A 21,885-nucleotide genomic window follows, 5' to 3' on the forward strand; every position below is an offset into this window, starting at 1 on the left:
TCAAAATCATCGCGCCCAGGGCTTTGCCTTGGTGATCACCCTTTCGTTGATGGTTCTGCTGACGGTCATCGCGGTGGGCCTTTTGACGCTTTCTTCGATTTCCCTGAGATCCAGCGGGGCGGGTGAGGCACGAGCTGAGGCTCAAGCGAATGCGCGGATGGCCTTGATGCTCGCGATCGGTGAACTTCAAACGAGTTTGGGTCCGGATCAGGCAATCTCCGCCCGGGCTTCCGCGATCAATTCCGATTCCGACGAGCCGAACATGCTCGGCGCCTGGCAGAGCTGGCATTGGACCCCCGGCACCTCGGGGCCTTCTTATGGCGACAAGGCGAGCCGCTTCAGCGGTTGGCTGGTCTCGACCCCCGAGCCCTCCAGCGCGACCGATCCTTCGCTGGCGGACATCGGGCTTTCGGATCCGGTCTGGCTGGTGAATCCCGACACCGTGGGTTCTCCGTCCGGCGGCGGCGAGGTCGGTCCGTCCCTCCGGGCGGCCCGTGTGCCGATGCAGGTTTCGGACAACCGGCAGGGTGCCTTCGCATGGGCGGTGGTCGACGAAAGCCAGAAGGCTCCGATCCAATTGCCCCAGGCCACCACTGCCGATGACGGCGAAGTCATCGCGCGGCGCATCGCTCCGCCGCGCGCCCGGCCGGAGGAAGTGGTGGATGCCCTCGCTCCGGCGACCTTGGGCGATCCGGCCAAGGTGGTTTCGCTCGAAACCGCCGTGGTGGCGGTCGGTGAGAACAAGGGTCAGGAAGTTCTCAGCCGCCAGGCGGACGTGACCCCTTATTCGGTCGGTCTTCTTTCCAACGTGGTGGACGGCGGCCTTAAGACGGACCTGACCAGCGTCTTCGAGAGCTCGTCGTCGATCTATCCCAACGGCCAGGCGACGCTTTACTACACCACCAACGACGGTGCCCCGCGCTGGGATTACCTGAAGAATCACTACCAGCTCAACCGCCGGGTCAGCTCGAGCGGAGCCGGCACTCCCTTGATCCGCCTGAGCTCCGCCGAGCTTCGTCCGTCCGGCAACGGACTCACGCAATCGCCCACCACCGAGCGGCTGCTGCCGGTGATCGCGAAGATGCAGATCATGTTCTCCGCGGTTTCCCACTACAACCACCTCGGGGACCGGATCAACTTCTTCAACGACAAGGGCAATCCGAAGGGCAACAACAACTACGCCTGCCCGCATCTGGTCTACGACCCGGTGATCACGCTCTACAATCCCTACGACGTCTCGCTCAACCTCTCCAAGCTGCGCGTCCGGGTCTGGGATCCGCCGGTGGTATTCCGCTTCCGGAAGAACAACGCATGGCTGCGTCCGGAGTTCGCGTCGGGTGAATTCCACGGCCTGGCCCGGTTCCAGATCAAGAATGAGAAGAACCCGAACGCCCGCCGCTACTTCAGCTTGCTGCTGCGCGAAATGGGTTCCGGTGGTCGCCCCGGCGGCACCATCACGATGGCTCCGGGCGAAGTGAAGGTCTTCTCGCCTTGGGTCGAGGACCAATGGACCTGGGGGCTGGAGACCTCCGGCGGCTACACCGTCCGCTGCTTCTTCGACTGGAATGCCGACAACGACTTCGGCAACCGCGACGGCCGCACCGGCAACACCTTCGGGGTTGAAGGCGTGCCCGGCTGGGACCCCCGCGCTGGTTTGCAGACCGACCACCTGGCCTACGCGTCGCGTCCCGACAACACCCGCTACGACTTCGAACTCGCCAACGGCTGGAACGGCGGCTGGCTGGCCATCAAGCTCAATGAGATTTTCGGTCTCGAGGCGAAGGCCGGCCGCACGGTGAACGATCCCAACCAGCCGGACTTCACCGTCGACCTGCTGGCCGGTCTCGTGTCGGAGCCGACCCGCGACATGCTGCGCACCTACCGCTTCAAGTACAACAACCCGACCGCCGAGATCAGCACCAATCCGAGCAATCCGGTCATCCGCCGCAACTTCCGCGTCGGCCAGATTCTCCAGACCCCGAGCGACAAGACCGTCGGCGGCAAGTCGCCCTTCGCCCTGCTGACGATGTCGGCAAAGACCACCAAGACCCAGAACGACATTTCGATGCCGTGGGTGCACAACCACCCGGTGGTCGAAGGTACCGATCAGGACTCGACCCAGATCGGCAGCGCCCTGGATTCCTATGACCTGACCCTGACCGAAGTCACCGACTTCAACTCCGCGCCGGGGATCGAGCTGGATCCGGGCACCAACCGCGGCTTCTACGGTGCGACTCCTTACGCGAACGACGGCGTTTCGAACGTGCCGATGTTCCGCGTGCCGCTGCTGCCCGCCGCGAGCCTCGGTGATCTGATCCCTTCCAACCTCGTGGCCTCCTCGAAGCTGCCGCGGGTGACCCACGCCTTGGGCAATTCCCATGCTCACCCGTTGATCCCGAGCAGTGCCGTGAACATCGACGGACCGTCGGGGCGTCTCAACGGCGGTGGCCAGATGCTCGACCACTCCTACCTCATGAACGACGCGTTGTGGGACAGCACCTACTTCTCGACCGTCGGCAACTTCACCAATGCCCTCCTCTCCAGTGCGTCCCGCCAGACCATGCTGACCGAGTTCCTCGATGGCCGGCGCAAGCTCTTGAACCAGCGCTTCATCCCGATGATCCAGGGCGACGGCTCGCCGGAAGAGGTGGCCCAGACCTTGGACTCCCTCGGCGACGAGGAGCTGAGCGAGCGCATGGGGAGTGTGATGGGCATTCAGGGGCCGTTCAACGTCAACTCCGACTCGGTCGGGGCCTGGAAGGCGCTGCTGTCATCGCTCCGCGACACCGAACTCCGCGGTTGGAACAACTCGGAAATGACGCCGAGCGATAAGACCGGCTTCTCGCGCAGCTCGCTGCCCATCGCCGGCGACGCGGAGAACCCCGGTGCCAACGCCAGCATCGACGTGGCCGGCCAGGTCCGCTGGGCGGGCTTCCGGGCGCTGGACGACGACCAGATCAACCTCCTCGCCAACAGCATCGTCGAGCAGATCCGGCTCCGCGGCCGCGCCGACAAGGCGCCGTCGCTCACGCTCGGGGAGTTCGTGAACCGCCGCCTTAGTTCGTCGGCAGGCCTGCATTCGAAGGCCGGGCTTCTCCAGACGGCGATCGATGAAAGCGGGATCAACAACGAGTTCCACGACCTGGATTCAAGGGACCTCCGCACGACCCCGGTGAGCAACCCCGGCCTCTTGACCGGGATGGTGAACCCCGAAGCCCGCCAAGGCTATACGGCGGAAGGGGCGCCTCCGATCCTGACCCAGGGCGACCTGTTGATGGCGCTGGCCCCGGTGATCACCGTTCGCGGCGACACCTTCCGGGTCCGGGCCTACGGGGAATCCCGCAACGCCGCCGGCGACATCGGTGCGAAGGCCTGGTGCGAGGCGGTGGTGCAGCGGCTTCCGGAGTATCTCGATCCCTCCGAACAGCCCGAGCTGAAGACCGCCGAGTTGAACCAGCAGGCGAATATCCGTTTCGGCCGCCGCTTCGTCATCACCTCCTTCCGCTGGCTTTCTCCGGAGGAAGTGTAATGGTTTTCGCAAGAACCCACTCATGAAGTACCCGAAAATCCTTTTTGCCCTGCTCGCCTGCGGGCTGCCGCTGGTGGCGCAGGAGGCTCCGGCCCCCGCAACCGCGGACACCCCGACCACTCCCGGCGAGAAGCCGCCCGGCGGAAACGTCCGCGGTCTGGCCTTCCAGTTGGATTCTCCTCCGCCCGAGGTCTTCGTCCATGACGCGGCGACCGACGGATCGGTTCCGGGCGTGAAGCTCGACGTGAAGAATTACCTGAACCACGAGTTCAGTGCCTTGCCGATCAAAGGCAAGAGCCTGGTCTTCGCGACCACGCCGGATCCCGCCGGGATCAAGGATCCCAAGAAGGTCGTCGCCAAGGCCAAGCTCCCCGACAACTTCCACTCCGGGATCCTGATGTTCCTCCCGGGCACCGGCAAACCCGGGGCACCGCCGTTCCAGGTGAAGGTGATCGACGACGCGAAGCGCAAGTTCCCGCCGGGATCGGTGATGGTGCTCAATCTCAGCCCGCTGGGGGTGAAGATCGAACTCGAGAAGAAGCCGTTCCTCTTCAAGAGCGGCGAGACCAAGGTGATCGAGGATCCGCCGGTCGGCGCGAACCACAGCTCGGGGATGGTTGCCTATTCCTTCAACAAGGGGGAATGGAAACGGATCGCGGCCACCATCTGGGCCCACCCCGGGTCCAAGCGGGTGCTGCAGGTCCTGTTCTACAATCCCAAGTCGAAACAGGTGGAGTTGCGCGGGATACGAGACGTCTCGGGCAGCAACGAATGATTTTCCGAACGCCGCTTTCCTGTTATGGAAAGCGGCGTTTTAGTTCCAACCCAAGCAATCCGATGAAACTCCAGTCTCTCGCCGCGCTTTGCGCGGTTCTCCTCCCCGTGGCCACGCAATCAATCGCGGCCGCCGACTACAAGGTGCGGGGGGTTTCCATCCAGCCAGGCGTCCCGGGCGTGGAAGTGCATGCCCACCTCGCGGACGGATCCGCCACCGCGGGGGTGGTCAACTTGCGTCAATTCCTCAACCACGAGTTCGACACCTTGAAGGTGGAGGGGAAGAAGGTGGTGTTCACGCTCAATGCCGATCCGGCGAGCGCCACCGACCCGACCGAGGAAGTCGGGTCCTGCGAGTTCGACGACAAGGACAAGTCGTACATCCTGATGTTCATTCCCGAGCAGACCGGAAAGCCGAAATGCCGGGTGCTGTCGGTGCCTGACGACGTGAAGTCGTTTCCGGTCGGATCGATCAATGTCGTCAACCTGACCTCGATGCCGGTCAAAATCGAACTGGAGAAGGATGAGTTCAGCTTCAAGCCGGGGGAGACCCGGCCGATCGTCGATCCTCCGGTGGCCGCCAACCAAACGGCGGGAATGAAGGCGTATGTCGAGAAGGACGGGGCATGGGCTAAGTTCTCGTCGGGCATCTGGCCGCATCCCGGCAAAAAGCGCGTGCTCCAGGTGTTCGTGGAGAATCCGACCAACGGAACGGTGCAAATCCGCGGGGTCCGCGATGTGTCGGAGCCCTGATCGCGGCGGTTGGAACCGGGTGCTTGTCGAGCCAGCCGGCTGCTTGCCATGCAATTGCGGGTCCTGATCGTGCCGAATTCCCGGTCCAGCGAGGTGCTGGGCTGGGAGGATGACCCGCGGGCGGGCCGGGTGCTGCGGGTGAAAATCGCGGCGCCGCCGGTGGAAGGGAAGGCCAACGCGGCATTGCGGGACTTTCTCGCCAAGCACCTGCGATTGCCGAAATCGAAGGTTGTCCTGGTGAAAGGCGTGGCATCCCGGATCAAGTGCTTCGAGGTGCCGGAAGGAACCGTCTGCTGATCGCATTCAACCGCCGGCCCGGAGAAAATCCGGCTGGCGTATTGCCACTTGCCGAGGGTCTTGCTAGGAGCGGTGAGGATGGCGTGGACGTTCCGTCAATGGGGCTTGAACCGGGGTACCAAGACCCCGGTGGAGCGTTCTTTGGCACGTCGCCGTGCCGCCGAAAAGATCGACGGGGGACTGACCGAATGGTGCCGCGAGAACGCCGGCGTGCTCGGCTTGCCCGAATTGGCGAGACGGGTGCGGGTCACCTGGAATGCCCGCATGCAAACCACCGCCGGCCGCGCCTGGTGGCCCGACCGGCTGATCGAGCTGAACCCGAAGCTCAAGGAGCTTCCGCCCGAGGAAATGTGGCGGACCTTGCGGCACGAACTCGCACATCTGGTCGCCTACGAACGGGCCGGGCGCCGGCGCATCGAACCTCACGGCGCGGAGTGGCGGGCGGCTTGTGGCGAGCTGGGCATTCCCAACGAGCAGCCCTTCCACAACCTGCCCTTCAAGCGCAAGCGGATGCGCCGCAATTTCGCCTATGTCTGCCCGCAGTGCCTGACCTCGATCCGGCGGGTGAAGCGGATCAGCCGGGTGGTCGCCTGCTACGCGTGTTGCCGGAAATACAACGGAGGGGTCTTCGATCTCCGCTACCAGCTCTTCGAGCAACGGCTGTAGACCCAGCTTTGTTGTTGAAAATCGCCGGGATCGGGTGCCGTATGGCCCGCTCATGCAACGGTTCCTTGCAATTCTCCTGTTTCTTTTCACGGCCTTGATGGAGCTGGCTCCCGGCGGGGAACCCGTTATCCGGTGGATCTGGAGCGAGTCGAAGGCGAAGCCGGAGGAGCGGGTGTTCTTCCGGCGGGAGTTCGAGCTGCCGCCCGGGCTGGAAGAAGCCGTGGTCACCCTGACCTGTGACAATTGGAATCAACTTTGGATCAACGGCAACGATCTGGGAGTCGGCTGGGACTGGGACATCGCGCAGAACTACGAGATCACCCGCCTGTTGAAGCCCGGCCGGAACCTGATCGCCGTCGAAGGGCGGAACGCCGGGGGCTCCGCCGGCCTGGCCCTGCGCCTGCGTGCCACCCTCAAGGACGGGAGCAGCTTTCATGTGGTGACGGAGGGGGAATGGCAATGCAGCCGGGAAGCGGGTGACGGATGGCAATTGCCGGATTTCCAGCCGGTCGGCTGGAAGCCGGTGGCCGTGGTCGGCAAGATGGGCGACAAGCCGTGGGGACCGGTGATCCTAGCCGAGCACGCCGCGGCCGAGGGCCCGGAAGAGGTGACGGACGATTTCAAGGTGGCTCCGGGTTTCCGCTTGGAGCGGATCATGCGCGTGGCCAAGGACCGGGGATCCTGGGTTGCGATGACGGTCGATGGGGCGGGACGGTTGATTTGCTCGGACCAATACGGGGGGCTCTACCGGGTGACACCGGCGCTTGCCGGCGGTGGCGGGACCTCGGTGGAGCCTTTGCCGGTGCCATTGAAGGGTGCCCACGGCCTGCTGTGGCATCAGGGGGTGCTCTATGTTTCGGTCAACGAGGGATCGGACCAAAGCGGTGTCTGGCGGGTGATCGACAGCAACGGCGACGGTGAACCGGACAAGCCGGAATTGATGAAGGCTTTCCGCGGGCGGGGCGAACACGGTCCGCACGGTTTTGCCGCATCCCCGGACGGCCGGTGGATCTACTTCGTGGCGGGAAACCACACCGATCTGGCCGAGCTTGATTCAAGCCTGGTGTCGCGCAACTGGGGCGAGGACCAGTTGCTGCCGCGCCGGCCGGACGGGCGGGGGCACGCCCGCGACCGGATGGCCCCCGGTGGATTCGTCGTGCGCTTCAAGCCGGACGGCTCGGATTGGCAGCTCGTTGCAACCGGCTTCCGCAATGCCTACGGGCTCGCGTTCAACACGGCCGGCGACCTGTTCACCTACGATTCCGACATGGAATGGGATCTGGGGATGCCCTGGTACCGGCCGACCCGGATCTGCCAGGTGGTGCCGGGCGCGGAATTCGGCTGGCGCAACGGCACCGGCAAGTGGCCGGCTTACTACGAAGATAGTATGCCTCCGCTGCTCGACATCGGTCCCGGCTCGCCGACAGGGGTGATCTCGGGGCGAGGCGCGAAGTTTCCGGAAAAATACCAGAAGGCGATCTACGCCCTCGACTGGACCTACGCCACGATCCACGCGATCCATCTGGTTCCCGACGGTGCCGGCTACCGGGCGGAGCGCGAGGAACTGGTGGCAGGCACCGGCTTGCCGCTCACCGATGCGGTCGTCGGCCATGACGGGGCGATGTACTTCCTGACCGGCGGGCGCCGGACGGACTCGGCGCTCTGGCGCGTGACCTACACCGGGAGCGCGCCGGTGGAGCCGGCCGGCTATGCTGGCAAAGCCCTGGAGTTGATGGATCGGGCGGGGGCTTGGGAAGCGCTGGGATCGCCCGACCGGGTTCGCCGCTTTGAGGGCCGGGTCGCCCTTGAGGCGGGCGATACCGCCGGGATTGCCGCGAAGCTGGGAGCCGAAAACGATCCCTGGCGGGTCATCGGCGGCGTCATGGCCCTCGCCCGCACCGGCGGCGGGCACTACCGCGAGACGATGCTGTCGGCGCTGGGTCGGCTCGATTTCTCCAGCCTGGACAACCATCAGCGGATCAACGCGCTGCGTGCCTGCGGGCTGGTTTTCATTCGTCACGGCGAACCGTCGCCGCAGGAACGTGACGGGATCTTGTCGAGGATCGACGCCGCCTATCCTTCCGGCGATCCGGATCTCGACCGCGAGCTTTGCCGGATGCTCTGCTACCTCCAGGCGCCGGGCGTGGTCGGGCGCACGCTCGATCTGATGGACACCGCCGGCCCCACGCCCGCGCCGGATTGGTTGTCCCTGGCCGAGCGCAACGCGAACTACGGCAAGACGGTAAGGGAAATGATCGCCAACCTGCCGCCGGCGCAGGTCATCCACTACGTCTACTGCCTGCGGGTGGTGAAGGGCCCCTGGACGCAGGACGAGCGGAAGCGCTTCTTCGCCTGGTTCGGGAAGCTCCTGCAAAGCAGCGGCGGCAACAGCTACGCCCCGTTCATCGCCGATCTCCGCAAGGAAACGCTGGCAACATGTACGCCCGGGGAGCGCGAGTGGATCGCCAAACTCGACCCTCTGACGTCCGTCGGCAGCATGGCAAATCTCCCCCAACCCAAGGGCCCCGGGCGCAACTGGACGGTGGACGAAGTGAGCCAACTCGACGGACCGGGCCTGGAAGGGCGGAAAAAGACCGAGGGCAGGAAGATGTTCGAGGCCAGCTTGTGCGCGGCCTGCCACCGCTTCGCCGGAGCCGGCGGTTCCGCGGGTCCCGACCTCACCGCCCTCGGGGGACGCTTCAGCGTTCGCGACCTGGCGGAGGCGATCATCGATCCCAGCAAGGTGATTTCCGACCAGTTCGCCTTCGACCTCATCACCAAGACCGACGGCACCGTGATTTCCGGCAAGCTTGTCGATGAGAAGGACAAGCACTGGATCATCGCGACCAATCCCTTCGACTTCAGCCAGACCGTCGAGATCGAGAGCAATCAGGTCAAAGGCAAGTCGCCGTCCCCGGTTTCACCGATGCCGCCGGGCCTGATCAACCGGCTCAACGAGGACGAGCTGAAGGACCTGCTCGCCTACTTGTTGGGGAAGTAAGCCGGAACTCCGCAACCGGAAGCGGTTCGGAAGGTTTCCCCGGGGTAACCCGGACCTTCCATCATGCATCCCGCCGCACCCGACGATTGGACGATCTTTGAAGCCGCGCACCTGCTGCGCCGCGCGGGCTTCGGTGGATCGCCGGACGAAATCAAGCAACTCCACGCGCTCGGCCGCCGGCAGGCGGTGGAGTCGCTGCTGGTGCCCGCCGAGCCGATCGACGCCTTCCCGTGGCCGGAGTGGGCGGAGCCGGGCAAGGCCGTTGCGGACCAGCAGGCGATGCTTCGCGAACTCCGCGAAGCGCGCCGCGACACCCGTGACCTGACCCCGGAAGCAGCGGAGCAGGCCCGGCGCGAGCTCCAGCAAAAGGTCCAGCGGACGAACCGGCAGCGCGGCATCGAAGGACAGGGCTGGTGGTTCCGGCGGATGTTGGCGACCAAGGCCCCGCTGCGGGAAAAGATGACCTTGTTCTGGCACGACCATTTCGCGACATCGCTCCAGAAGGTGAAACAGCCGGTGCTGCTGATGCGGCAAAACGACCTGTTCCGCCGCCATGCAACGGGATCGTTCAAGGAGCTCACCCATGAGATCGTCAAGGATCCGGCGATGATGCTCTACCTCGACACGCAGACCTCGAAGAAGGGCAAGCCGAACGAGAACTTCGCCCGCGAGGTGATGGAGCTCTTTACCCTGGGAGAAGGCAACTACACCGAGCAGGACATCCAGGAGGCTGCCCGGGCCTTCACCGGCTACCAGATCAACCGCGCGACCGGCAAGGTCACCGTCAACCGGCGCCAATGGGACGAGGGCAAGAAGACGATCTTCGGCACGACCGCCCGATTCGACGGCCCGCAGGTAATCGACCTGCTCTTCGAGCAAAGCGCCGCGTCCCGGCTGATCCCGGCGAAACTCTGGGAGTTCTTCGTCGAGGAGAATCCGCCCGAAGAGGGAATCGAGGCCCTCGCCGCGTCGTTCCGGAAGGCGAACTTCGAGGTCGAGCCGTTGCTGCGCGAGATCTTCCTTTCGAAGGCCTTCTATCGCGGGAATGTCATCCGCAACCAGATCAAGTGCCCGATCCAGTACCTCGTGCAAATGCTGAAGGAGCTGGAACTCGACAGCCCGCCGGTCGGCAAGACCGCGATCTCGCAACAGGAGCTCGGCCAGGTCCTGTTCATGCCCCCGAACGTGGCCGGCTGGGACTGGGGCAAGGCATGGATCAACACCAACACCCTGCTGTCGCGATACAACGTCGCGGGCTTCGTGACCAAGGGGTCGCTGCCGTCGTCGTCGGCTGCGGACGAGAAGGATGACTCGATGATGATGGACATGGCCGGAGACCGCCAGGCGATGCGCAAGGCCGCGATCATGGAGCGTGCGACGCGCACCTGGCAGGGGCCGGACTACGAGAAGATCGCCCCGCGGCCGCTGCGCGAGGATCCCGAATCGCTGGTCGATGCCCTGGTGTTCCGCTTCTTCCAGGCTCCGCTCGGTGCCAGGGAGCGCGGGACCTTCGTCGAGTATGCCCGCTCGAAGAAGGGCGCCATCTTCACCAACCAGGAAACCGCTGAACTGTGCCACCTGATGCTCAGCACCCCGCAGTATCAACTCGCCTGACCCTGCTTCCGACCCACCTCCAATCCTTCTGCCATGAAAACGCGACGCGAATTCCTCCGCTCCACCGTCCTCGGTGCATCGGCCACGTGGACCGTGCCGATGTTCGTCGAACGAACATTCGCCGATCTCCACCTCGGGGCCCGTGACCTCGCGACCCAGGCCGTCACCGGCAAGGACGGGTCGATCCTGGTGGTGCTCCAGCTTGCCGGCGGGAACGACGGTCTCAACACCTTGGTTCCCTACGCCGACGATGCCTACCACAAGGCGCGGCCACGGCTGGCGAAGAAGGCGAAGGACCTGATCAAGCTCGACGATCATGTCGGCCTGAACGGATCGATGCCGTTCCTCGGCGGCCTGTTCAAGGAGGGTAATCTCGGCGTGGTCCAGGGTGTCGGCTATCCCAATCCCAACCGCTCGCACTTCGTCTCGACCTCGATCTGGGAAACGGCGGACATCGAGAACCGCTCGAACACCGGCTGGATCGGCCGCTATTTCGACAATGCCTGCCCGGGCGCCGACCCGACGGTCGGGATCAGCCTGAACAAGACCCAGCCGGAGGCCTTCGGCGCGCTGAAGAACCCCGGGGTCTGTCTCAGCTCGCCCGACCTCTACCGCTGGATCCATGGCGGCGGGGAAAAGGCGCAGGCGGAAGAGTTCTTCGCGTCGCTGAATTCGCCGGAAGACGGTGATGCTCCGGTGGACGGCGCTTCGATCGGGATGCCGGCGGGCGGAAAGACGGGCGGGATCGACGGCGAGGACAATCTCGCGTTCCTCGAGCGCGTGGCGATGGACGCCCGGGTCAGTTCGGCCAAGGTGCTCGAGCTCGCGGCCAAGCACCGCACCAACGTGAAATACGAAGGGACGCCGATCGCGCGCAGCCTGAACATGGTGTCGCGCCTGATCGCCGGCGGGATGCCGACCCGCGTTTACTACGTGAGCCATGGCGGGTTCGACACCCACAACCGGCAGGAGAATTCCCACGACCGCCTGCTCGGCCAGCTCGACAGCGCCTTGAAGTCGTTTTTCACCGACCTCAAGCAGCAGGGCAACGCCGGCCGCGTAACCCTGATGACCTTCTCCGAGTTCGGCCGCCGGGTGGCCGAGAACGCCAGCGCCGGGACCGACCATGGCCGGGCCTCCTGCCAGTTTATCCTCGGCGAAGGCGTGAAAGGCGGCCTCTACGGGACCGCTCCGAGCCTGACCGACCTCGACAAGGGCGACCTCAAGCACGCGGTCGACTTCCGCGGTGTCTACGCGACGGTTCTCGAGGATTGGCTGAAGACGCCGTCCCGGCCGGTGCTGCGCGGCGATTTCAAGAAGCTGGGAATCTTCGGGTGAGGGACGGGATTTTCAAAATTGCGCAGGCCGGCCCGGCGTTCAACGCTGCGCCGTGACTGATGAATTCCGCGCCAAGTTCGATCGGGGACTCGGGCTTTTCGACCTCGACGGGACCCTGATCGCCTGGGACACCCAGATGCTGTTCTGCGATCACGTGCTGAAGCGCGAAGGTTGGCGGCGGCTCTACCTGATGTTTTTCGCGGCTTTCGCGCCGGCCGCCAAGATCCTCGGCGACGAGGGCATGAAGCGGGTCTTCCTCAGCTACTTGTGGAAGGCGGACCGGGTTCAGATCGAGGCGTGGGTGAAGGACTTCGTCGCGGACTTCTTCCCGGGACGTTGTTATCCGGAACTTTTGGAGCGGCTGCAACGGCACCGGGACGCCGGCCATTTGACCGTGCTGGCGTCGGCCAGCCCCGAGTTCTACGTCAAGGAGGTCGGGCGGGTGCTCGGCTTCGACCTGGCACTGGGCACGCCGGTCGAGTTCGGCGGGACGATGCCGCTGTTGCCCGACCTGACCAATCACAAGGGCGGCGAGAAAGTACGACGGCTGTCGAAGATCCTCGGCGCACCGGACGGGACCTGGCCGCGCAGCCACGGCTACTCCGACAGCACGGCCGACCTGCCGATGCTCGACGTTTGCTGCGAGAACACGCTGGTGAACCCCTCCGAAGCCCTGAGTGTGATCGGCCGCAAGTTCGGCTGGGAAATCGTGCGGCCCGCCAAGCCGTGGAAAGGGAAGTCCGGCCAGGTGGTCGAGGTGCTGCGCCGGGTGGCCGGGGTCTGAATCAGAGCAGGTCGCCTTGCTCGTCGGCCGGACCGGGCTTCACCGGTTTGGCCAGCACCGCGTCGATCTGGGTCAGCAGGTCGAGCGACGGGGTGGTCTCCTCGTCGAGGATCGAGCGGATCAGGGAACTCCAATTTTCCCGCGTGTCGCCGTGCTGCCGCGACAGGATCAAGGCGAGTTCGGTCAGCCTTCCGCTGGCGGCGAGCTGCTTGCGCGTGCGCCGCAACCAGCTCACCAGGTAAGGGCGATCCGGTTTGGAATGTGCCACGCCGGACTTGCTAGCGAGGGGGGGCAGGGGATGCAAGGAAAGCTGCCGACCGTGCTATGCAGAATGCAACACGAGCGATCGTGCAGGGTGCAAATGATCACGGCGGGGAGCGGTGGCATGACGGAACGACACGGTTTACAGCCCCGGCGCAATTCCTGCGAAAGGAGTCACTTCCATCCGCCATGCCACGCCCTCCTCACCCAAGTTCCCTGCGCTTCGCCCAGCGCAACCGTTCCGCCGCCTCGACGCTCACGGCCATTTGGGCCGTGGTGCTGAGCTCGGCATTGTTGGCGGGATTCTATTTCGGCAGGGACGTGCTGATCCCGCTGGCGCTGGCGTCGTTGATCACCTTCCTGCTGGCGCCGCTGGTCAGCCGGCTGAGCCGGTGGATTGGAAACATCGCCGCGGTGGGCGTGGCGATGTCGCTGGTGCTCGGGTCCGCGATCGGCCTGGGATGGTCGCTCGGGTCCCAGACGATCGACTTTGCCGAGCAACTTCCGTCGTACAAGGAGAACATCCGGGCGAAGCTGCGTTCGCTGCAGTCGCCGGGGAAGGGGACCTTGGACAAGATCTCCGAGACGGTGGAGGACCTGGAAAAGGAGCTGCCGGGCCGGGATCCGGAAGAGCCGGCCAGCCGGAAGCAAAGGGAGCCGATCCGGGTCACGGATGATTCCGGCAGCATCTGGGAGAGGCTCCGCGACATGGCGTCTCCGGTGCTCGGCCCGCTGGGCACGGCGTCGCTGGTGTTCCTGTTGTCCGCCTTCATGCTGCTGAAACGGGAGGACCTCCGCGGTCGCCTCATCCGGCTGGTCGGCCAAGGCCGGATCAGTGCGACGACCAAGGCCCTTGACGACGCCGGCAAGCGGGTGCGCCGCTACCTGTTGATGCAGCTGGTGGTGAACGTGACCTACGGCATTCCGCTGGCCATCGGCCTCTACTTCATCGGCATTCCCAACGCGGTGCTGTGGGGAGCGCTCGCGGCGGTGTTGAGGTTCATCCCTTACATCGGGCCATGGATTGCGGCGATGTTCCCGTGCGTTCTTTCTCTCGCCGTCTCCCCGTCATGGGTCATGCCCCTGCAGGTGGTCGGCTTGTTCATCGTGCTGGAATTGGTCAGCAACAACGTGCTGGAACCCTGGCTCTACGGCGCGAGCACCGGTGTCTCGTCGATCGCGCTGATCGTTTCTGCGGTGTTCTGGACCTGGATGTGGGGACCGGTGGGGCTGGTGCTGTCGACGCCGTTCACGGTGTGCCTGGTGGTGATGGGCCGCCACATCCCGCAGCTCTCCTTCCTGAGCGTGGTCCTCGGCGAGGAAGAAGCGTTGACGCCGGCGGAGGATTGCTACCACCGCCTGCTGCGGGAAGGGGAAGACGATGAAGTGGAGTTTGCGGAAGACTTCCTCGAGAACCGGCCGCTGGTGGAGTTTTACGATTCGGTGCTCATTCCCGTGACCATCGCGGCGGAGGAGGATCATGCCACCGCCGCGATCGACCGCGAGCAGCTCAAGTCGACGCTGGATGCGATCGATGAGCTGGTGGCCGATCTCGGCGAGAGGAATGTCGCCGCGGAGCCGGGTGAAACCGCAGGCTTTCGCCTTCAGTTCCTCGCCTCCCGGGCGACACGGGACGACCTGGCGGGGGCGATGGCGTCTCAGATTGTCCGCAGCCACGGCATGACCGCGGACCATGCTTCGGCGGGCAAGGGGGCGGGGGAGATGATCGCCCTGCTGGAACGCGATCTCCCCGACCTGGTGTGCATCTCCGTGGTGGCGCCGTCGCGGCCGGTCCACGCCCGGAACCTGCTGCAGCGGATTCACAAGGTGCTGCCCGGGCAGCAGGTGGTAGTCGGCTTGTGGGGGCGCGACGACGAGGAACTCGAGGACGACATCGCGGGCTTGCGCGAAGCCGGGGCGCTGGCGGTCTTCACCCGCATCGGGGAGCTGGCTGCCTACGCGAACCGGGTCGCCGCGGGACCCGACGGACAACTCGGCCCGGCGCCGCGACCCGAAGACGAGGAACTCCGGCTGCAGACGCTGGAGGGGCTCGAACTCGCGAACGACGAGCCGGAGCCGGTGCTGGACCACATGACCGCGAAGTTGAGCCGCGTTTTCGGCGCCCGGATCGCGGCAATCACGCTGCTCGACCGCGAGTTCCTCTGGTTCAAGGCGGCGGTCGGCTTGCCCGAGGGCCTCGCCGAGCACGGCCGGATGGCGCGGGACTTGTCCGCCTGCAACCACGTGGTGGCGGCCAACGAAACCCTGGTGGTGCGGGATCTCGGCCGCGACCGCCGTTTCCAGGGACTGCCACTGCTCGAGACCCACGGCATCCGCTTCTACGCCGGAACCCCGGTGCGTGCGGCCAACGGCCAGGCCCTTGGGGTCCTCTGCATCATGGGGACCTCGCCGCGCGGATTCACGCCGCAGGAAAAGCGCATGCTCGAGGCGACCGCGCTCGAGATCGGCGAGGAGATCCAACGGATCTCGGCGGCGGTGGCGTGAGTCTAACGGACTTGCGCGACCGCCATCGCGGCGATGCCCTCGCGGCGGCCGACAAAGCCCATGGTCTCGTTGGTCGTCGCCTTGATGCCGACCCGGGCCGGATCGAGCCCGAGCGCCCGGCCGATGTTCGCCTTCATCGCCTCGCGGTGCGGCAGGACCTTGGGGGCCTCGGCGACCAGTGTGCTGTCGACGTTGACCAGCTCGAAGCCCTGTTCGGTGCACAGCGCGGCGGCTTTTTCGAGGATCTTGAGCGAATTGATGTTGAGGCAAGCCGGGTCGCCCGGCGGGAAGTAGTGGCCGATGTCCGGCAAGCCGAGCGCGCCCAGGACCGCATCGGCGATGGCGTGGCACAGCACGTCCGCATCCGAGTGACCGGCAAGGCCGTGGCTGTGGGGAATCTCCACGCCGCCGAGGATCAGCGGGCGGCCCTCCGCGAACTGATGTACGTCGTAACCGAATCCGACCATGGCTCCGTGAAGTTTGTTAGAGGATCTCCTCGATCGGGATCTTGCCGTTGGTGGCAACGATGGCCCAGGCGTCGGGGCTGTCGGGCGAAGGCTCGAGCTCGACCTTGCCGCCGGCGGCTTCCACCAGCAGCTTGCCCGCGGCGATGTCCCACAGCGAGATGCGCGACTCGATGTAGGCGTCCAGCCGGCCGGTGGCGATGTAGGCCATGCCGAGCGCCGCGCTGCCCATCATGCGCATCTTGCGGGCGCGGAGCGAGGCCTTGCGGAAACGTTCGAGCCCGGTGCGGAGGGCTTCCTCGTCCTTGCCGCAGCCGACGAAAAGGGCGCACTCCTCGAGCTTGGTCCGGGGGCTGACCGAGATCGGGCGGCCGTCGAGCATCGGCACGCCGCCCTTCTCGACGGTCCAGGTCTCGCCGACGATCGGGTCGTGGATCACGCCGACGACCACTTCGCCGGCCACCCGCAGGGCGATGGACACGCAGAAATGAGGGATGCCGTAGTAGAAGTTCACGGTGCCGTCGATCGGGTCGACGATCCACTGGCGCTCCGACTCCTGGTTGCCGCCGAGACCTTCCTCGCCGTAGAAAGCGTCATCGGGCCGGGCGCCGAGGAGGATGCCTTCGATCAGGTTCTGGGACTCCTTGTCGAGCGCCAGCTTGATGTCGTGGTGGGTCGCTTCGTCGACGGCGGCCTCCTGGCCGAAATGGGCCTTGAGCAGTTTGCCGGCTTCCAGCGCGGCGTGGACGGTGAGTTCGAGGTCGGTCACGCGGGGAGAGTGGGGACGGCGGCGAAATGTGCCAACAGCAATCTGGCTGCGACGGCCCCGGTCGGAGCCGCGTCAGGCGGACGCCCGCTCGGCGGCCAGCCGCTCGATTTCGCGGACGATCCGCGGGGCGAGGTGGTGTTTCTCATCCTCCGGCAGGACCTCGCTGTGCGCGGGAAAGACGAGCAGGACCTCGTTGCGGTCGGAGTCGAAGCCGATGCCGGGTTTCGAGACGTCGTTGGCGACGACGAGGTCACAGCCTTTCCGCTGCAGCTTGTCGCGGGCGTTGGCCTCGAGGTTTTCGGTTTCGGCGGCGAAGCCGACGAGCGTACCGTTGAAGCCGAACTCGTCGCGGACCGAGCCGAGGATGTCGGGGTTGCGAACCAGCTCGAGGACGAGGGTTTCGCCGGTCTTCTTGATTTTTTGACTGGCAGCCGCGGCCGGGCGGTAGTCGGCCACCGCGGCTGCGAACACGGCGGCGTCCATGCGGCCGATGTGGCGTCTCACGGCGTCGAACATTTCGGCGGCGGTCTCGACCGGGAGGAAATCGACACCGTCGGGGACCTCCAGCCGAGTCGGTCCGGAAACCAGCAGCACCGAGTGGCCGGCGCGGGCCAGGGCGTCCGCCATGGCATAGCCCATCTTGCCCGACGAGCGGTTGGTCAGGTAGCGGACCGGGTCCAGCGGCTCGCGGGTCGGGCCGGCGGTGACAAGCAGCTTCATGGCGGACGGAGCGGGGGAGCCGGTGATCAATCCTCTGCTTTCCCTTCGGCCGGGTCTGCTGTGTCCGGTTTTTCCGAGTCCGGCTTCTTGAGCTCCTCGAGTTCCTTCTTCGCCTTGGCAATCTGGTCGCTGTCGAGGCGCGTGGTCAGGTCGCCAAGCATGACCTTGGCCTCCTCGTCGCCTCGCTCGACGGCCAGCGAGGCAAGCGCCCAGGCCTTGACCAGATCCTGCCCGGTCCCGAGGCCGTTGGCATGCAACCGGGCGAGCCCGGTGGTGGCCGCGGCGTGACCCTGGTTGGCGGCCAGCGAGTAGAGCTGGCCGGCGTTGTTGTAGTCGACCGGCATCCCCATGCCGCGTTCGTAGAGGGTGGCCAGGTTGTTCTGGGCGGCGGCGAAGCCGGCCTTGGCGGCAACCGTGAACCAAGCGGCTCCGGCGGAGGGATCGCTCAGGCCGAGGTTGCCGGAAACGTAGAGCAGCCCGAGCTCGTTCTGGGCGATCGGCATCCCCGCGTTGGCGGCGGAGAGCAGGTACTTGTAGGCCTTGAAAACATCCGGCTTCTCGTCCTTCGAGATGCGCGACGCCATTTCGAAGGCGGCCGGGGCGCTGCCGGCTTCGGCGGCCTTGGCCAGCCATTCGCGACCCTTCTCCTCGCTCTTCTCCGTCGCCCGGCCGGCGAAGTGGAAACCGGCGAGCCGCAGCATGCAGTCCGGCTGCTTCTCTTCGGCCCCTTTCTGGTAATCCGCGAAGGCCGCGGCGTCGTCCTTCTTGACGTTCTCCTCGAAGTCACCGAGGGCGAGGTAGGCGCCGTATTGCTTCGCTTCGATCGCCTTGGCGAGCCACTCGCGGCCCGCCTTTTCGTCGCGGAATTCCTCACCGCCGTTGAGCAGGCGGGATCCGAGCGGGATGAAAGCGGTGGCATCGCCGAGATCGGCGGCCTTCCGGTAGAGTTCGATCGAGCGCTTCGGATCGGCCTTGTCGGTCGCACCGAAGGCGCCCTCGAAGAAGCGGGCGAGCAGCAGGATCGAGGGCGTGTCGCCGGACTCCGATGCCTTCTGCCACCACTCCACCGCCTTGTCGGGGTCGGGCTTCTCGCTGAGCAGCCCGCGCAGCCAGGCTTCGCCGAGGATGCGGCCGGCATTGGCCGGGTCCTTCTTGGCGGCGGCCTCGAGATCCAGCCGCGCTTCCTGGCGGTCCTTCTCTTCCTTGGAATTCAGCAGGATCAGGGCGCGGCGGTAGGTCGCGTCCTTGTGGCCGGCGGCCGACGACTTCTTGTAGTAATCAAGCGCCAGGTCGCGCGAGGCGGTCATGCCTTGCCCGGTCTCCGCGGCGAAGCCGAGCAGGAACAAGGCATCGGCATTGCCCTTTTCGGCGAGCGGCTTGGCGAGATCGACCCCGATCGAGTGGCGACCCTCGCGGAAGGCATCGAGCGCGGCCTTCGCCGGTCCCTCGCCGGCACCGGGAATGGCAACCGGGTCGTCCGTGCCCAGATTGACCGCGGCTGGGGCCGCCACGACGGTGGCCAGGGAAAAGGCGAGCAGGAGGGTTCTTGCGTTCATGCCGGGGATTAAAGGGCAGTCGCCGCCGGAGCAAAGCGGAAAGAACCGCGGTTCCTGCTGCCTCCGTTGGCGGTCCCCTTCACCCCGTCGTCCTCAGTCCCGACGCGATCGCGTTGATCGAGAGCAGCAGCTTCGGGAAGATCGCTTCGGCGGCGGTTTCGTTTTCGTCGGCGACGTGCTGGCGCCATTCCCGGAGCAGGGCGATCTGCTGGCGGTGGAGCACCCGCAGCGGGGCTTCGCGGATGCCGAGGGTCTTGGCCATCCGCGGGCGGCGGGCTTCCATCGAGCCGTTGAACAACTCGGCGAGGAGATCGCGGGTGCGCTCGAACTCGTCGACGATCATCTTCATGAAGCGCTCGCGCAGGGCCGGGTCCTCGACAAGACCCGCGTAACCGGCCATCAGCTCGAGGTTGGCGGAGGCGAGGTTGGTTTCGACGTTGGTCAGGACGTAGGACAGGAAAGTCGATTTCGGCACGGCGGCCTTCAGCGCCTCGAAGCGCTCGGGCGAGGTGGCCTTGAGTTTCTCCAGGGCCGATCCGGTGCCGAACCAACCGGGCATGTAGAAGCGCGCCTGGGTCCACGAGAACACCCAGGGAATCGCGCGCAGGTCGGAGATGGAGTGACCCTTGGCACCGGTGCGGCGGGCCGGGCGGGAGCCGATGCGGGAGTTCTCCAGCGCGTCGATCGGTGTCACCTGGCGGTAGAAGTGGATGAAGCCCTCCGCGTGCAGCAGGCGCTGGTAGGCAGCCTGGCTTTCCTCGGCGAGGAAGGGCAGGAACTCCTCGGCGGGATCCTCCGTCTTCGCGGTGTGGCGGTGGGTCGCGGTGGTGATCGCGGCACCGGCGAGGAGCAGCTCGAGGTTGTAGGTCGCGTTGGCGAGATTGGCGTACTTCTGGGCGATGGTTTCGCCTTGTTCGGTCATCCGGAAGCCGCCGCTCATCGAGCCGTGCGGCAGGGCGGCCATGAACCAGTGGGTCGGGCCCGCACCGCGGGAAATGGTGCCGCCGCGGCCGTGGAAGAAGCGGATCCGGATCCCGCGCTCGTTGGCGGTAGCGCTGAGGTTTTCCTGGGCGCGGTGAAGCGCCCACTGGGCGGCGAAGATCCCGCAGTCCTTGTTGGAGTCGGAGTAGCCGAGCATCGCCTGTTGGCTCGGCTTGTCCGATCCCGCACGGTGGAGGATCGAGCGGTGGGCCATCGGGTGGTCGAGGAAGGCGGCCAGGATGCCGGGCGAGCGGTCGAGATCGTCCATGGTCTCGAACAGCGGGACCACCTCGAGCGGACAGCAGGGGCCCTCCTTGGTCAGGTCCATCAATCCGGCTTCGCGGGCGAGCAGGAACACGCCGAGCAGGTCGGAGAGCTGGCGGGTCATCGAAATGATCAGCGCGCCGAGTCCCGAGTCACCCCAGGTCTTGCGATGGCGGACGAGCACGCGGTAGCAGTCGAGCACCAGGTCGGCCTCCACGCCGACGCGGGCGGTGTCGTGCAGGAACGGCCGCGACGACAGGAGTTCCTTGTTGAGGAAGGCGAGGCGTTTCTCCTCGGGCCAGGTCGCGTAGCTCTCGCCGTCCGGGACGTGGGCCGCGGTGAGGAGCTGGGCGATCGCCTTGTCGTGGAATTCGGAGTTCTGCCGGACGTCGAGCGTGGCGAGGTGGAAGCCGAAAATGTCGAGCTTCTGTTGGAGCGGCCGGAGGACCTGCTCGTCGACCAGCTGGCAGCCGGCACCGCGGATCCCGAAGGCCAGCAACTCGAGGTCGGCATTGAGTTGTCCCGGTGTGGCGTAGCCGTCATGGCCGTCGATCTGGCGCTGCAGGCGGGCGGCAATCAGGGTGGCGAAGTGGCGCCAGGGCTCCTCGTGGAAGCGGTCGTGGAGGTCGTTGGCAACTTCCTCGTCGCCGAGCACGAAGTTGAGCTCGTCGATGCGCGTCTCGAGCGCTTCCGGGACGGGATTGAGATGCTGGGAATGGGTCAGCTGCTTGGCGACCTCGTCGATCTCCCGGCGCAGCAACCGGAAGGCGGCGCGGCGCAGCATCTGCAGGGTCTTTTCGGTGACCTCCGGCGTGACCAGCGGGTGGCCGTCGCGGTCGCCGCCGATCCAGCTGCCGAAGGACAGCCGCGGTATGTTGCCGGCGGCCCGCAGCGCTTCGAGCGGGAAGCCGGCGTCGCGCCAGGCCTCGGTGAAGTGCATGTCGAGCCGGTTGAGGGCGGCCGGGAAGAGGTCGCGCAGGTAGTGGATGGCGTCCCGCAGCTCGCGGAAGAGATCCGGGCGGACGAGGTGGATCTCCCCGGTGCGCCAGAGGGTTTCCAGTGAGGTCACAATGCGCTCGCGGATCCGCCGGCGCTCGCGGTCGGTGTATTTCGGGTATTCGTTTCGGACGAGTTCCTCGTAAAGCGCGCGGTGACGCTCGCGCACCGACGCGCGCTTGGCTTCGGTCGGGTGGGCGGTGAGCACCGGCTGGACATCGACGTCCTTGAGCACGCCGAGAATTTCCTGCGGCCCCAGCCCGAGCGCGGTCATGTCCTTGAGCGCGCGCGGCCACAGTCCGCGGATGGACTCGGCGCCGAGCGCCTTTTCACGCTCGCGGCGGATGGCAGAAGAGACGCGCTCCTCGACCATGTTGAGGAGCTGGAAGCCGATCGAATAAAGCTGCTGGGTGCCGTCCGGCGGATCTTCGTCCGGGACGGTGCCGGACCACGGCAGATAGGGGAGCAGGGAATCCTCGCCGAGGCTTTGCAGGGCGTCGCCGAGGCAACCGACGAGGAATGAGAGGGTTTCGTCGATCAGGTCGAAGCCTTCAAGGCGGAGCTGCTCGCGGGTCGGTTGGGTATCGGTCATCGGCGCGGCCATTGAAGCAGC

The 21,885-nt window shown here is 65.9% G+C and carries 16 protein-coding genes; 10 read left to right on the forward strand and 6 right to left on the reverse strand.

What is annotated here, in order from left to right; all coding sequences use genetic code 11:
- Nucleotides 1–157 precede the first annotated feature (157 nt).
- The 9 genes from IG178_RS15545 (at nucleotide 158) to IG178_RS15585 (ending at nucleotide 12,756) form a co-directional block, all read left to right on the forward strand.
- Nucleotides 158–3,529, forward strand: a complete 3,372-nt coding sequence (locus IG178_RS15545) for a hypothetical protein (protein ID WP_193213485.1) — start codon at nucleotides 158–160, stop codon at nucleotides 3,527–3,529.
- Nucleotides 3,530–3,551: 22 nt separating this feature from the next.
- A complete protein-coding gene (locus IG178_RS15550) occupies nucleotides 3,552–4,304 on the forward strand; it encodes a hypothetical protein (RefSeq protein ID WP_193213486.1) in 753 nt (250 codons plus the stop codon).
- 62 nt (nucleotides 4,305–4,366) lie between these two features.
- Nucleotides 4,367–5,056, forward strand: a complete 690-nt coding sequence (locus tag IG178_RS15555) for a hypothetical protein (RefSeq protein WP_193213487.1) — start codon at nucleotides 4,367–4,369, stop codon at nucleotides 5,054–5,056.
- 48 nt (nucleotides 5,057–5,104) lie between these two features.
- Entirely contained in the window at nucleotides 5,105–5,353 is a 249-nt protein-coding gene (locus IG178_RS15560; protein WP_193213488.1) for a DUF167 domain-containing protein, read from the forward strand.
- 129 nt (nucleotides 5,354–5,482) lie between these two features.
- Nucleotides 5,483–6,019 (forward strand): SprT-like domain-containing protein, encoded by a 537-nt coding sequence (locus tag IG178_RS15565; RefSeq protein ID WP_193213489.1) that lies wholly within the window; start codon nucleotides 5,483–5,485, stop codon nucleotides 6,017–6,019.
- Nucleotides 6,020–6,071: 52 nt separating this feature from the next.
- The gene (locus tag IG178_RS15570) at nucleotides 6,072–9,020 is read left to right on the forward strand and encodes a c-type cytochrome (protein ID WP_193213490.1); all 2,949 of its coding nucleotides are present in this window, start codon (nucleotides 6,072–6,074) and stop codon (nucleotides 9,018–9,020) included.
- Nucleotides 9,021–9,083: 63 nt separating this feature from the next.
- A complete protein-coding gene (locus IG178_RS15575) occupies nucleotides 9,084–10,634 on the forward strand; it encodes a DUF1800 domain-containing protein (protein ID WP_193213491.1) in 1,551 nt (516 codons plus the stop codon).
- Between the two features lie 33 nt (nucleotides 10,635–10,667).
- Nucleotides 10,668–11,972 (forward strand): DUF1501 domain-containing protein, encoded by a 1,305-nt coding sequence (locus IG178_RS15580; RefSeq protein ID WP_193213492.1) that lies wholly within the window; start codon nucleotides 10,668–10,670, stop codon nucleotides 11,970–11,972.
- Between the two features lie 52 nt (nucleotides 11,973–12,024).
- Complete coding sequence (locus tag IG178_RS15585) at nucleotides 12,025–12,756, forward strand: HAD-IB family hydrolase (RefSeq protein ID WP_193213493.1); 732 nt, start codon at nucleotides 12,025–12,027, stop codon at nucleotides 12,754–12,756.
- A 1-nt stretch (nucleotide 12,757) separates the two neighbouring features.
- Here the strand turns inward: IG178_RS15585 and IG178_RS15590 are convergent, their stop codons facing one another.
- Complete coding sequence (locus IG178_RS15590; RefSeq protein WP_193213494.1) at nucleotides 12,758–13,024, reverse strand: hypothetical protein; 267 nt, start codon at nucleotides 13,022–13,024, stop codon at nucleotides 12,758–12,760.
- A 182-nt stretch (nucleotides 13,025–13,206) separates the two neighbouring features.
- Here IG178_RS15590 and IG178_RS15595 point away from each other — a divergent pair, with 182 nt between their 5' ends.
- Complete coding sequence (locus IG178_RS15595) at nucleotides 13,207–15,522, forward strand: AI-2E family transporter (RefSeq protein ID WP_193213495.1); 2,316 nt, start codon at nucleotides 13,207–13,209, stop codon at nucleotides 15,520–15,522.
- Nucleotides 15,523–15,524: 2 nt separating this feature from the next.
- Here the strand turns inward: IG178_RS15595 and ispF are convergent, their stop codons facing one another.
- From ispF to IG178_RS15620, 5 genes are all read right to left on the reverse strand, one after another.
- On the reverse strand, nucleotides 15,525–15,989 hold the full coding sequence (gene ispF, locus IG178_RS15600; protein ID WP_193213496.1) for a 2-C-methyl-D-erythritol 2,4-cyclodiphosphate synthase: 465 nt from the start codon (nucleotides 15,987–15,989) through the stop codon (nucleotides 15,525–15,527).
- A 16-nt stretch (nucleotides 15,990–16,005) separates the two neighbouring features.
- Complete coding sequence (locus IG178_RS15605; RefSeq protein ID WP_193213497.1) at nucleotides 16,006–16,755, reverse strand: inositol monophosphatase family protein; 750 nt, start codon at nucleotides 16,753–16,755, stop codon at nucleotides 16,006–16,008.
- Between the two features lie 72 nt (nucleotides 16,756–16,827).
- Complete coding sequence (locus IG178_RS15610) at nucleotides 16,828–17,475, reverse strand: phosphopantothenoylcysteine decarboxylase domain-containing protein (protein WP_193213498.1); 648 nt, start codon at nucleotides 17,473–17,475, stop codon at nucleotides 16,828–16,830.
- 26 nt (nucleotides 17,476–17,501) lie between these two features.
- The gene (locus IG178_RS15615) at nucleotides 17,502–19,031 is read right to left on the reverse strand and encodes a tetratricopeptide repeat protein (RefSeq protein ID WP_193213499.1); all 1,530 of its coding nucleotides are present in this window, start codon (nucleotides 19,029–19,031) and stop codon (nucleotides 17,502–17,504) included.
- A gap of 79 nt (nucleotides 19,032–19,110) precedes the next feature.
- Entirely contained in the window at nucleotides 19,111–21,864 is a 2,754-nt protein-coding gene (locus tag IG178_RS15620) for a phosphoenolpyruvate carboxylase (RefSeq protein ID WP_193213500.1), read from the reverse strand.
- Between the last annotated feature and the right edge of the window lie 21 nt (nucleotides 21,865–21,885).

This window comes from Neoluteolibacter marinus (genome assembly GCF_014904755.1).
GTDB classification, from domain to species: Bacteria; Verrucomicrobiota; Verrucomicrobiia; order Verrucomicrobiales; family Akkermansiaceae; genus Haloferula; species Haloferula marina.